Below are 12,961 nucleotides of genomic sequence, written 5' to 3' on the forward strand. Positions count from 1 at the left end.
CGAGCGGATCCGCGCTGTGTTGATCGAGGGCGCCGGGGACCGGGGACTGTGCGCCGGAGGCGACATTCGCGCGATCTACGGTGATGCCCGTTCCGGGGGCACCGGTTCGCTGGACTTCTGGGCCGAGGAATACCGGCTCAACGCGCGTATCCACCGGTATCCGAAACCGTATGTGGCGTTCATGGACGGGCTGGTGATGGGCGGCGGGGTCGGAATTTCCGCGCATGGCGCGCTGCGCGTCGTGACGGAACGTTCCCGCATCGCCATGCCCGAGGTCGGTATCGGGTTCGTCCCGGACGTCGGCGGCACCTACCTGCTGTCCCGGGCGCCGGGTGAACTGGGCACCCACGCCGCGCTCACGACCACCCAGCTCACCGGCGCCGACGTGATCCACTGCGGGCTCGCCGACCATTTCGTGCCCAGCCACCGGCTCGACGCCCTGGCCGAGGCGCTGGGCCGCAGCGGGCGGGATGGCGACGGGCGGGCTGGCGAGCATCCGGCGGATGTGGTGGCGGCGTTCGCCGAACCCGCCCCAGCGAGCGATCTTGCCGCCCAGGCGGGGTGGATCGACGCCTGCTACGGCGCGTCGACGGTCGAGGAGATCCTGGCTCGGCTCGGTGAGCAGGGGCAGGAGGCCAGGTCCGCGGCCAAGGAGATCGGGAGCAAGTCCCCGACCGCGCTCAAGGTGACCCTGCGCGCGCTGCGGCTCGCCGCCCGGCTGCCGACCCTCGAGGCGGCGCTCGACCAGGAGTTCCGGGTTTCCAGCGCCTGCCTGCATTCGCCCGACCTGGCGGAGGGCATCCGGGCGCAGATCATCGACAAGGACCGCAACCCGCACTGGACCCCGCAGCGGCTGGCGGACGTCGGCGACGACCTCGTCGCCGACTTCTTCGCGCCGCCTGCTGGACCCGAGCTCGGGCTTGGCCGCACCGAGGGGGGAACGCACCGGTGAACATTGGTGAGATCGACGAGGAGGCCACAGTCATGGAACTCGCCGATCGGCGAATCGCCTTTCTCGGCCTGGGCAACATGGGCCGGCCGATGGCGGTGAACCTCGTGCGGGCCGGTGCGTCGGTGACCGGGTTCGACCCGGTGCCGGCGGCGGTCGCGCGGGCCGCGAGCGCCTCCGTCGGCACCGCCGCGAGTGCGGCCGACGCCGCCCGGGGCGCCGACATCGTCATCACCATGCTGCCCAGCGGCCGCCACGTCCTGGACTGCTACCGGGACATCCTCCCCGCGGTCGGGCCGGGAACCCTGTTCATCGACTGCTCCACCATCGACGTCGCCGCCGCGCGGGCCGCCGCCGCCCTGGTGATCGAGGCGGACTGCCGCGCCATCGACGCGCCGGTCTCCGGCGGCGTGGTCGGCGCCGAGGCGGCGACCCTGACGTTCATGGTCGGGGGGGACCCGGCGTCCGTCGCCTCGGCCGAGCCGCTGCTGCGCGCGCTGGGTGCACGGGCGATCCACTGCGGAGCGTCCGGGGCCGGTCAGGCCGCCAAGATCTGCAACAACATGATTCTCGGCATTTCGATGATCGCGGTGAGCGAGGCGTTCGCGCTCGGCCAACGTCTCGGCCTCACCGACCAGGCCCTGTTCGACGTCGCGTCCACCGCGTCCGGGCAGTGCTGGGCCCTGACGACCAACTGTCCCGTCCCCGGGCCGGTGCCGACCAGCCCCGCCAACCGGGCCTACCGCGGCGGCTTCGCCTCCGGTCTGATGCTCAAGGATCTCCGGCTCGCCCGGTCGGCCGCCGATGCCGAAGGGGTGCGGACGGTGCTGGGGCGCACCGCCGCCGAGATCTACGCGGACTTCGTCCGCGTGGACGGTCCGGGCCGGGACTTTTCGGCCGTCATCACCGCCATCCGCGACGGCGCCGTGGGCGCCCGCCACGACGAGGAAACCGCGCATGAATGACGCGAACGGCACCGCTGGACCCGTCGACGTTGCCACCACCGGCGTGGCTGCTGCGACCACCGGGGTGGCTGCGACCACCGGCGTGGCTGTAACGACCGGCGTGCCCGAGAGCACCGGTTACGAGACCATCCTCGTCGATCGACCACGTCCCGGCGTCGCCCGGATCACTCTGAACCGGCCGAAGGCGCTGAACGCCCTCAACCTCCAGGTGATGGGGGAGGTCACCGCGGCCGCGGCGGAGCTGGACCGTGACCCGTCGGTCGGGGCGATCGTCCTCACCGGCTCGGCGAAGGCGTTCGCCGCCGGGGCGGACATCAAGGAGATGCAGCCGAAGAGCTTCAGCGACGTCTACGCGGCGGACTGGTTCGCGGGCTGGGACGCGCTGACTCGGGTGCGTACTCCGCTGATCGCCGCGGTCGCCGGGTACGCGCTGGGCGGCGGCTGCGAACTGGCGATGATGTGCGACGTGCTGCTCGCCGCGGACACCGCGAAGTTCGGCCAGCCGGAAATCACGCTCGGGGTGATTCCCGGCATGGGCGGCTCGCAGCGGCTGACCCGCGCGGTGGGCAAGGCGAAGGCGATGGACCTGTGTCTGACCGGCCGCACGATGGGCGCCGACGAGGCCGAGCGCGCCGGGCTCGTCTCGCGGATAGTTCCTGCCGCGGACCTGGTGGACGAGGCCCTGGGGGTGGCCGAGAAGATCGCCGGAATGTCGACGCCGGCGGCGGTGATGGTCACGGAGGCGGTCGACCGCGCCTTCGAGACGACGCTCACCGAGGGCGTTCTGTTCGAGCGCCGCCTGTTCCATTCCACCTTCGCGACCGCCGACCAGAAGGAGGGTATGGCCGCGTTCGTCGAGAAGCGACCACCGATCTTCCGTGACGTCTGACACNTTCCCGTTTCCGATGGGCTTGGCTGTGTGCTGGCACACGCCCTCGCCACGGCATTCGACCATCCGGACCTGCCGCGGTCGATACGAACCCGGCTTCTCTATATCCTGAACTCGGTAGCCAACGAGTGTTGGTCTTCACCGGCGGTGGTCCTGGCGCCGTCGGCGGCAGCGGAGGTGGATGGAATGAGTGGTGGCCCGCGGTTTCCCCCCCACGCACCGGTTGCGCCGGCGCATCGGCACGGGCACGTGCGGCTCGCGCAGTACGAACTCGGCGGCCATCTCGTCTGGGCCGCAACCGATGATGCCGGTGTCGTCGCCCTCGCCGGCAGTCGGGACGAACTCGAACGCGTGCTCGCGGAGTGAACGTGTGGAAGCGGCGCACCACCGTACCGACGGCTGTCACGCGACTACGGAGGCGGACACCTCGCGATTGATGTCCGCGCCCCCTCGCTCGCGAACGGCCGGTGGGTAGAGCCCGGCCAGGATATCGGCCACGAATGCGCGCCAGCGACGGGGGCGACCGGCCCGGCGCCAGCCCGCCAGCCCGCCCGCCAGGCAGGCAGGTCAGCGTCTTGTTCCGGTCCCGCGGGGCGAGCAGCCCGGTCAGGTACTCCCGGAACCCCCGCCGCTGCGCCATGCCGGTCGACGCCGGTCCCGGCGACCCGGCGAAGCCGCCCCCGGGTCGCCGGAGCTTTTTCGGTCCAAGCGGATTCTGGTCTGTGACTACCCGGGCAGATGGCGGTTTTGGCGAAGATTCATCACTCTCGCCGGTCGATGGTGCGGTATGTCGTGAGCCTCGCCACGATCATGATTCGTAGAATGTCGGGCTATGGACCGAAGAGTGCTTCTGTCGCTCCTGAGCATCGGTGCGGCGCAGGCCCTCCTCGGATGCTCGGCCGATAGCGCGCCCCAGGGCGCTGCGACCCATGATCCCGGCACCGCGTCCACCACGCCCACGGCGCCCACCACGCCCACGGCGTCCACCACGTCCACGGCGCCCGCCACGTCCACGGCGCCCACCGCGGCGGTCCCCGGAGCCGACGAAGGCCCCCTGCCGTTGTCCGCGCCGATTCCCTCTCCGCATCCGGGCCCTCCGGTCGTCGTCTCCCATGCGCCCGGCCGGACCCGGAGAATCGCCCTGACGATCGACGACGGCTATGACGCCACGACGGTCGCCGGTTACGTGGCGTTCGCCCAGCGCTCGAAGATCCCCATCACGTTCTCGCCGAACGGCGCCTACCGGGCGATCTGGGATCGTCACGCCGAGGCCCTGCGCCCGTTGGTCGAGACCGGCCAGCTGCAGATCGGCAATCACACCTGGACCCACAAGAACCTGCTGCACGAGACGGACGCCGCGATCCGCGCCGACATCGAGAAGAACGAACAGTGGATCCAGCAGACCTTCGGGATCACCAGCCGGCCCTGGTTCCGCCCGCCCTACGGCGCCCACAACCACCACGTCGACGGGCTCGCCGGCGAACTGGGGTACACCCGGATCCTGCTGTGGGACGGCAGCTTCGGCGACTCGACCCTGCTCACCCCACAACAGCTCATCGGGCTCGCCCAGCAGTACCTCCAGCCAGGAACGATCATGCTCGGTCACGCCAACCACCAGACCATCCTCGGCCTGTTCGACCAGATCGAGCAGTTGATCGAGCAGCGTCAGCTCGAGCCGGTCACCCTGGACACCATGTTCGGCACGTCCCGGGCCGTCGGCTGACCGCACACCGCACACCGCACACCGCCCCCGGCCGGCGGACTCCCGGCCGGCGAGCTCCGGCCGCCAGCCCCCGGCCCCGTCCTCGTCCTCATGCGGATGGAGCGTTGCCAGCCGTCATGCCGTGCCGGGTAGCCTGCGCTCATGCCCGAGTCGGTCTTCCCTGATTCCTCGCGCCGTCGCTTCCTCGCCGGGGCCGGCGCGGTGGTCGCGGCCACGGGGTTGGCGGCCTGCGCCGCCGACGGATCCACCCCCGCCGGGCCGTCGCCGTCGCCATCCGTCACGGCCGCCGGCGGCACGTCGGCCGCGACCGCGTCGGCCGCGACCGCGGCGGCTGCGGATCCCAGCGGCCCGGGGCTGGTCCCGGGGGGCAGCGCGGTGGCGGTGACGAACGGACCGCGGGATCGACCCCGGGTCGCCCTCACCTTCCACCTCGGCCCGCACCAGACCGGCCAGGACCTCTCCCTGGCCCATCAGCTCCTCGCCGACGCCACCCGACTCGCCGTGCCGATCACGGTGTTCGCCGTCGGACGATGGCTGGACGAGCACCAGGATCTCGTCCCGGCCATCCTGGGGGGCGGCAACGAACTGGCCAATCACACCTACACCCACCCGACACTGACCGCGCTCCCGGCCGACCAGGTCGCCGCCGAGATCACGGGCTGCCGGGACGTACTGGCTCGCCTCGCGCCGACCCAGGGCCGCTACTTCCGACCCTCCGGCACGAGCACCGCCACCCCGTTGATCCTCACCGAGGCCGGCGCCGCCGGGTACCGCACGGTCGTCGACTTCGACGTCGACCCGCTGGACTACACCTCCCCGGGAACCGACGCCGTCGTCGCACGGGTACGGGCCGGCACCCGACCGGGCTCCATCGTGAGCATGCATTTCGGCTACCCGGGCACCGTCGCCGCGTTTCCCCGTATCGTCGCGAACCTCCACACGGCCGGCCTTACCCCGGTGGCAGTCCACGACCTGCTCACCTGACGGGTCTCCCGCCGCCGTCCTCTGTTCCGGCGGGCCATCATGATCGTCTTTTTGGGGTCGTGCGCGTCAGGTCGGGGGTCGGACACCCGATACCGTGATCCGGATCAAACGGCCCCTCCGTGGACGTTTTACAGCAGAATCTGCTCTTGGCGGGACTGTCCGGGGAACGGGCGCAGACACAGCACCTGCCGAGGAGTCCATGCACGAGTGTCTCCTTGCCGGGTAGGGGTGGACGTTGGGATCGCTGGTCGTCATCGGGAAGTGGTTCATCCTGTCGTTGGCCGCGCTTGCGCTGCTGTCCTGGGCGGGCTGCGTGCTGCTGGCCCGGCGGGGCCGGCTGGTGACGGCGGCGATGGCGGGGTTGTCGGTGGTGCTGACGCTGGCGACGGTGGCGGATCTGGTCAACGCCCATTACAGCTACCTGCCCCGGGTCGACGACGTCATCGGCATTCGGTCGTGGCCGACGGCGTCGGTGCGCGAGGCCGCGACGCCGGCACCGCCGCGGCCGCACCCGAACGGGTCGGTCATCGATCTGCCGGTCACCGGGGTCCGTAGCGGTTTCGGTGTCCGGGAGGCGATGGTCTACCTGCCTCCGCAGTACTTCACCGAGCCGCAGGCCCGCTTCCCGGTGGTCTACCTGATGCACGGTTCGCCGGGCGCCCCGGTCGACTGGTACCGGGCGAACCGGGCGGCGGAGATCGGCGCGCTGCTCGCCGGTGAGGGCCGGCCCGCGATCTTCGTCGCCCCCCGGCTGAGCCACGGCTGGCTCGATGACAGCGAGTGCGTCGACCGGCCCAGTGAGCACATCGAGACCTATCTGGTCGACGACGTCATCCCCACGGTCGACGCCCGCCTGCGCGCGATCCCGGACCGGGCCGACCGGATCTTCGCCGGGATGTCCGCGGGCGGCTACTGTGCGCTGAACCTCGGGCTGCGCCACCGTGATCTCGTCGCGACGATCGTGGACATGTCCGGGATGGACAAGCCCACGCACGACGGAGGGATGGCCGGCCTGTTCGGGAACCGGCCCGATCTTGCGCTCGTCGCCGCGTCCAACACCCCGGCGCTCTACGCGCCGACCCTGCCGCCGTACCCGCCGATGCGGGTCTGGATGGACAGCGGGCGCAGTGATCGCGAGGCGCTGTCGGACACTCGGAACATGGCGGCGACGCTGTCGCGGCGCCCGGGTTTCGACGTCGTCCTGCGGCTGCGGCCGGGGAGTCACGACTTCAGCGTGTGGCGACCGGCCCTCCGCGACAGTCTGCAGTGGGCGGTACCACTGAGCGGTACCACCCCCGCCCTCGCGACGTCCACTGCCAGCGGCCCGCGGCCTTTCCCGCACGCGCTCGTTCGCCGGAATCATCCCCGCGCCGGCAGAACCACGTAGCGGGGCGGCCGGGGCAGACGGGCAGCCGTGCCGCGCCCCACCGCTGCCCACGCCTTGTTCTCGGCGTACATCGTCCAGGTGCTCGGCCTTTTCATGATCACACCCGTGCTCCTGGCGTGTGGTCGGCCCGTCGAACTGGTCCGGTCTGTCGCGTCGGATCGATTGCGCCGGATCGGGGGCCGACTCACCCGGGTGCGACTGCTACGCGGCGCGGTCAGCCCGATTGTCGGCGCTCTGCTGGTGCCGGTCGTCACCCCCCTCGTCGTGTTCACCGGGATCTCCGGAGCGAGCTTGCGAAGCGAGCCGATCTATCACGCTCTGCAGGTCGCACTGCTGGCGCTGGGTTTTCTCGTCGCGGTGCCGCTGATCGAAGGATCGGCACAGGTGACCGGGATCGCCGCGGCAGCCGCGCTTTTCATCGGTTTCCTGGCGCTGTTGCTGGACAGCCTTCCGGGCGGAGTGCTGACGTTTCGCACCCACCTCCTGGCGCCTGTCCGCTACCTTGCTCTGCATCGTTCCTGGGGGCCGTCGCCGCTGACCGATCAGCACACGGCTGGTGCGATCCTGTGGAGTGTCGGCGAGGTGGCGGACCTGCCTTTCGTCGCCGTGCTGATGGTGCGCTGGATGCGGGTGGACGAGCGGGAGGCCCGCGAGGCGGACCGGTTGCTGGACGAGGCCGAAGGGGGCGCGACGCGCATGCGGCCATGGTGGGAGACGGATCCCCGCCCGCCCCGGTGAGCGATCGGGCCGCACCTTTCCGTGTCGTCGCGACCCCCGGCCCGCCCCGCCGATCGTGGACGAGAGCTCGGCCCGACCCCTGGCGACCTCATGACCTGGCTGGCGGATGCGCGGGTCTGCTTCGTCCGCCGGGCGCCGACCGCTGTACAGGACGCCTGATGTGAGGACCATGTGAAGAACCCCGGACAGCCAGTTCTTGGGCGACGGATGAGGGTCGGAGGGAAATTCCGCGTATTGCACGGGATTTCTTACCCGGGGATTTTCTCGGGCGTTGACGATCGGCCATCCGGGCGGGCTAGCAATACGGAGCGCGCCGGTATGGTCCGGTGCGTTCGAGGAGGAATTCGTGTTCCGTTCTCCCACCCGACGGGCAGTCGGGATGGCGGCGTCCGGGCCGGCCCTGTCCGCACTGGCCCTGTCCGCACTGGCCCTGTCCGGAGTGGTGGCGGTCTCGGCCGCCACGCCCGCGGTGGCCGGGTCACCCGAGCACACCCGGTCCCCGGCCCGGCACGTCCTGCTGCTGTCCGTGGACGGACTTCACCAGGCGGATCTCAGTGCGTACGTCCGTACGCATCCGGGTTCGGCGCTGGCCGGGCTGGTCGGCGCCGGTGTCTCGTACACCCACGCGTCGACCCCGGTGCCGTCCGACTCGTTCCCCGGGCTGATCGCCCAGGTGACGGGCGGCAGTCCGGCGACCACGGGCATCTACTACGACGACACCTTCAACCACAGCCTGCTGCCCGCCGGCACGACGTCCTGCGCCGGGGTGAAGCCGGGCGCCGAGGTCGCGTTCACCGAGGCCGCCGACCGCGACCAGAGCTCCCTCGACGCGGGGCAGGGTCTCGCCGGGCTGCCCGGCAGCATCCTGTCCCTGACCGGGTCGCCCCAGTCGCTGCTTGACCCGAAGACGCTGCCGGTCGACCCGAAGACCTGCAAGCCGGTCTACCCGCACTCCTACCTCACGGCGAACACCGTCTTCGAGGTGGCACGCGCCCACGGGCTGGGCACCGCCTGGTCGGACAAGCACCCCGCCTACGAGATCCTCAACGGCCCGTCGGGCACCGGCGTCCAGGACCTGTTCACCCCTGAGATCAACAGCACCGCCCTCGGCTACCCCGGCGGCGACTGGACGAAGGACAACGCGGCCACCCAGCAGTACGACGCGTACAAGGTGACCGCGGTCCGCAACGAGATCGACGGATACGACCACGGCCGCACCCACCGGGTCCCGACCCCGGCGATCTTCGGACTGAACTTCCAGTCGGTCTCCACCGCGCAGAAGCTGCCCAGCTCGGACGGGCTGACCGGCGGCTACCTGCCGGGCGGCACCGAGCCGGGGCCGCTGCTGGCCCGCGCACTCGACTTCGTCGACCACCAGGTCGGCGCCCTGGTCGCCGAACTGAGGCAGACCGGTCAGGCGGACAGCACCGCGATCATCCTGTCGGCCAAGCACGGCCAGTCGCCGACGGACCCGAACGCGCTGACCCGCATCGACGACGGCGCCGTCAGCAAGGCGCTGAACGCGGCCTGGGCGACGGCGCACCCCGGCGCGGCCGACCTGGTCGCCTTCTCCACGGACGACGACATCCTGCAGCTGTGGCTGAGCGACCGGTCGCAGGCCGCCGCCGACTTCGCCCGGGCCTTCCTGCTCTCCCACGACGCCACCGGCAACACGATCAGCGGCGCCAGCCGCACGCTGCCCGCCTCCGGGCTCACCACGGCGTACGCCGGCGCCGGCGCCGCCCGCTTCTTCGGTGTCCCGGCGAGTGACGCCCGCCATCCCGATGTCGTCGGCATCGTCGCGCACGGCGTGGTCTACACCGGCGGCACGAGCAAGATCGCCGAGCACGGCGGCGCCGACCCGCAGGACCGCAACGTCCCGCTCGTCGTCTCCGGTGCCGGCGCCCACGCGGGTCGGATCGACCCGGCTCCGGTCGAGACCACCTCGATCGCCCCGACCATTCTCACGCTGCTCGGGCTCAACCCGAACGAGCTGAGCGCCGTCCGCACCGAGCACACCCGAACCCTGAACGTCGCGCCGGCCACCCACTAGCCTCGCGCGGGCACCGCGGACACCAGACAAGCCGCCCTGTCCCCGTCCCCGCGCGGGGACGGGGACAGGGCGGCGGCTTCGGATCCTCGCCGGACCGTCCGATCGATGCTGGCGCAGGGAAGATACGGACGCCGCCACGGCGCGGGAACTCGGGCTGCTGCGATGATTCCCAGGCATACCCGACCGTGGAAGGGGAGGGCACCGTGCACGATCGGTCTCTGACGATGGGCGATCACGCCTTCCTGGCCTTCACCCGCCGTTTCCCCGGCGAGTTCCTCGACATCGGTGTGCTGTTGTACGTCGGCGGGCCGCCGCTGGACCTCGCCGGTCTGCGGGCGCACGTCGCGGACCGGCTTCGTGCGGCGCCACGTCTCACCGAACGACTCCAGTCCGTCGCGTCGCCTGCTCAGGACAGCCACGGCCGCGGGGCGAAGGCCGAGCAGGCCTCGCCCCGGTGGGCCTCGCGTGGCGACGTCAACGTGGACGATCATGTGGTCGTCACCGCTGTCCCGGAGGGGTCGGGCGACGAGGGCCTGCGTCGCACGATCGATCGGCTCGCCACCCGGCCCGTCGACCTCGGTCGACCGCCGTGGATGCTTCACCTCCTGCGCGGGCACTCCGTCCCCGGCACCCTGGTGCTCTATCGGGCGAGTCATGTGCACCAGGACGGCGGGGCCCTCTACCGGGCGTTACACCTGCTGTTCGGTGAGGGGGACGAGACGGCCCTGGCCCTGCCGCCGGCGTTTCCCGTCCCCCGGACGGGGGACTACCTGCGCCTCGCCGGTCGCAACCTGCGGGGGCTGGCACCCACCCGGGCCCTGGCGGCCTGGGGTGGGCCGGCCCGCGGACCGGCCCGCCACACCTGGGTGACGACGGAACTCGACGCGCTGCGGCGGATCGCCCGACGGCATGCGGTCACAATCAACGACGTCTATCTCGCGGCCCTCGCCGGCGCGCTGCGGCAGTGGTCGCTGCCGGAATGGCGCCGGCCGCATCGGCCCATCCACGCGCTGATGCCCATCAGCATCCGGACCAGCGCCGAACAGGAGCTGATGTCCAACTTCACCACCGGGGTCCGCCTCGCCCTGCCCTGCGGCGAACCGGATCCCGGCCGGCGGCTCGTCCGCGTCGCCGCGCTCACGCGCCGGTTGAAGCGGGGCGGTGGCCTGGGCGTGGTCGAGCGCCGGCATCTCGCCCTCGCCGAGCTGTCGCCCGGTGCCTCGCAGCGTTTCCTCGCCCACGTCGCAAGCTCGGGCGCGCGCACCCGCGAGGTCGCTCTCGTCGCCTCCAACCCGGGGAGCCTGCGCTGCCGGTTGGCCGTCGCGGGGCGGCCGGTGACCGGACTGGTTGGGCTGCCTCCGCTCTTCGTCGGCCGCCAGCACCTCTCCGTGGGCCTGTTCGGCTACGGCGAGCATGCCCGTGTCACGTTCACGGCGAGCGCGAGCGTGCCCCGCCAGGAGACGCTGGCGGACCTGTGGCTGGCCGAACTGGGGGAGCTCGCGGAGCTGGCGGCCCGCGGCTCGCGCCGGTGACGCTGATCCTCCGGCCGGCGCCCCGGGCGCTACGTCGGTTCGGCCTTCCCGGTCAAGATCGATCCCGCTCGGCTGTGGCGAGCGCCGCACAGCGAAGAGCGAGCGCCGCACAGCGAACCTGCACCCGCGACGGATCCGCTCAGCCCTGCCCGAAGTAGTGGCCCTGCTCCAGGTCCTCGATGAGTCCCGGATGCGCCGGCTCCCACCCGAGCACCTTTCGTGTCACCTCGCTGGAGGTCGGGTTGTCCACCCCCACGAACGCGCCGAGGAAGGAGAAGCGCTCGCCGGCGTCCGAGGCGGAGACGCTGGTCACGGGCAGGCCGGTCCCGCGGCCGATGGCGGCCGCGATGTCACGGAAGGGGATGCCCTCGTCGGCGACCGCGTGGAGCCGGCTCCCGGCCGGGGCGCCCTCCAGCGCCAGCAGGTACACCCGCGCCGCGTCGAGCGTGTGCACCGAAGGCCACCGGTTGGCCCCGTCCCCCACGTACGCCGACACGCCGGCCTGCCGGGCGACGCCGATCAGGATGTGCGCGAAGCCGTGGTGATCGAGCGAGCTGTGCACGATCGGAGGTAGCCGGACGATCGACGACCNCACGCCGCGTTCGGCCAGCCCGATCACGAAGTTCTCGGCGTCGACCCGCGGACCGCCGGGAGCGAAATCGGCCTCGGTGCCCGGCCGTCCGGTGATGCCCGCGAGGGTGAGCATGAGCGTGCCGGAGGAGGTGACGAGCGGCTTGCCCGTCCCTTCGAGGGCCGAGGCGAGCGCCTTGATGGCGGCGAAGTCGGCGGCGATCGCGGCGGGGAAGTCGCCGGACCCCATCAGGTCGTGCTTGAAGGCGAGGTGGATGACGCCGTCGGCCGCCCCGGCGGCCTCGCGCAGCCCGTCGAGATCGTCCAGGTCGCCGCGCCGGACCTCGGCGCCTGCGGCCGCGAGCGCCTCGGCCGAGCTGTCCGAACGCGCCAGCCCCACGACCTGATGGCCTGCCTGCAGCAGCTCGGGCACGACCGCCGAGCCGATGTGTCCGGACGCGCCAGTCACGAAAACACGCATGGGAACCCTCCCGGAACGCTGATGTCACCTGGTGCCATCACCCTAACATGGCCATGACACCAGGTGTCATCGCTAGTCTGGTCGCATGGGCAGATGGCAGCCGGATGCGCAGGTGCGGCTGCAGGAGGCGGCCCTGGCCCTCTACGGCGAGCGCGGGTACGAGGAGACGACCGTCGCGGAGATCGCGGAACGCGCGGGGCTGACGAAGCGAACGTTCTTCCGGTACTTCACGGACAAGCGTGAGGTGCTGTTTCGGGGCTCGGAGCTACTGGAGCAGCAGATGGTGGCCGCCATCGAGGCCGCCCCCGCGTCCGCCTCGGCTCTCGGCCTGATCGGCGCGGCGCTGGACGCCGCCGCCATCCGGTTCGAAGAGGTCCGTGAGTTCGCCGGCCCGCGGCACCGGATCATCGCCTCCAGTCACGAGCTGCAGGAACGCGAGCTGATCAAGGCCGCGTCACTGGCCGCCGCCATGGCGGGGGCGCTGCGCGCCCGGGGGCTCGGCGACACCACCGCCGCCCTCGCCGCCCGCACGGGGACGACCATCATGCACGTCGCCTTCGAGCAATGGGTCGAGGACCCGGACCAGACGCCGTTCCAGCGGATCGCCAGGGATGTTCTGGCGCAGCTCCGGGAGATCGCCTCGACCGGATAGTGCAAAGCCTCGCCTCCACAGGAAGAATGGCGACTTCC

At 71.6% G+C, this 12,961-nt stretch carries 9 protein-coding genes and 3 pseudogenes; 10 read left to right on the forward strand and 2 right to left on the reverse strand.

Annotated elements, in window-relative coordinates:
- The 9 genes and pseudogenes from UK82_RS20245 to UK82_RS20285 form a co-directional block, all read left to right on the forward strand.
- Positions 1–952 (forward strand): annotated as a pseudogene (locus tag UK82_RS20245) (enoyl-CoA hydratase/isomerase family protein); the annotation flags it as partial.
- Positions 949–1,914, forward strand: coding sequence for a 3-hydroxyisobutyrate dehydrogenase (gene mmsB / locus UK82_RS20250; RefSeq protein WP_161849146.1), 966 nt, complete (start codon positions 949–951; stop codon positions 1,912–1,914). The pseudogene UK82_RS20245 and the gene mmsB, both read left to right, overlap by 4 nt.
- Positions 1,907–2,803, forward strand: a complete 897-nt coding sequence (locus tag UK82_RS20255) for an enoyl-CoA hydratase (RefSeq protein ID WP_236706193.1) — start codon at positions 1,907–1,909, stop codon at positions 2,801–2,803. The genes mmsB and UK82_RS20255 overlap by 8 nt, the downstream gene beginning before the upstream one ends.
- A gap of 844 nt (positions 2,804–3,647) precedes the next feature.
- Complete coding sequence (locus tag UK82_RS20260; protein WP_236706194.1) at positions 3,648–4,526, forward strand: polysaccharide deacetylase family protein; 879 nt, start codon at positions 3,648–3,650, stop codon at positions 4,524–4,526.
- A gap of 141 nt (positions 4,527–4,667) precedes the next feature.
- Positions 4,668–5,510, forward strand: a complete 843-nt coding sequence (locus UK82_RS20265) for a polysaccharide deacetylase family protein (RefSeq protein WP_044886530.1) — start codon at positions 4,668–4,670, stop codon at positions 5,508–5,510.
- A 235-nt stretch (positions 5,511–5,745) separates the two neighbouring features.
- The gene (locus UK82_RS20270) at positions 5,746–6,897 is read left to right on the forward strand and encodes an esterase family protein (RefSeq protein WP_044886531.1); all 1,152 of its coding nucleotides are present in this window, start codon (positions 5,746–5,748) and stop codon (positions 6,895–6,897) included.
- 27 nt (positions 6,898–6,924) lie between these two features.
- Positions 6,925–7,635 carry a cytochrome c oxidase assembly protein gene (locus UK82_RS20275; protein WP_055408739.1) on the forward strand — a complete coding sequence of 237 codons (711 nt, stop codon included), beginning with the start codon at positions 6,925–6,927 and terminating at the stop codon, positions 7,633–7,635.
- Between the two features lie 379 nt (positions 7,636–8,014).
- A complete protein-coding gene (locus tag UK82_RS20280; protein ID WP_044886533.1) occupies positions 8,015–9,688 on the forward strand; it encodes an alkaline phosphatase family protein in 1,674 nt (557 codons plus the stop codon).
- Positions 9,689–9,891: 203 nt separating this feature from the next.
- Positions 9,892–11,220, forward strand: coding sequence for a wax ester/triacylglycerol synthase domain-containing protein (locus UK82_RS20285; RefSeq protein WP_236706196.1), 1,329 nt, complete (start codon positions 9,892–9,894; stop codon positions 11,218–11,220).
- Between the two features lie 139 nt (positions 11,221–11,359).
- Here the strand turns inward: UK82_RS20285 and UK82_RS42995 are convergent.
- A pseudogene (locus UK82_RS42995) lies at positions 11,360–11,811 on the reverse strand (3-beta hydroxysteroid dehydrogenase); the annotation flags it as partial.
- A gap of 1 nt (position 11,812) precedes the next feature.
- Positions 11,813–12,271, reverse strand: a pseudogene (locus UK82_RS38970) (NAD-dependent epimerase/dehydratase family protein); the annotation flags it as partial.
- Between the two features lie 85 nt (positions 12,272–12,356).
- Here UK82_RS38970 and UK82_RS20295 point away from each other — a divergent pair.
- Positions 12,357–12,923, forward strand: a complete 567-nt coding sequence (locus UK82_RS20295) for a TetR family transcriptional regulator (protein ID WP_044887075.1) — start codon at positions 12,357–12,359, stop codon at positions 12,921–12,923.
- Positions 12,924–12,961 lie beyond the last annotated feature (38 nt).

The sequence above is a fragment of the Frankia sp. ACN1ag genome, assembly GCF_001414035.1.
GTDB lineage: Bacteria > Actinomycetota > Actinomycetes > Frankiales > Frankiaceae > Frankia > Frankia torreyi.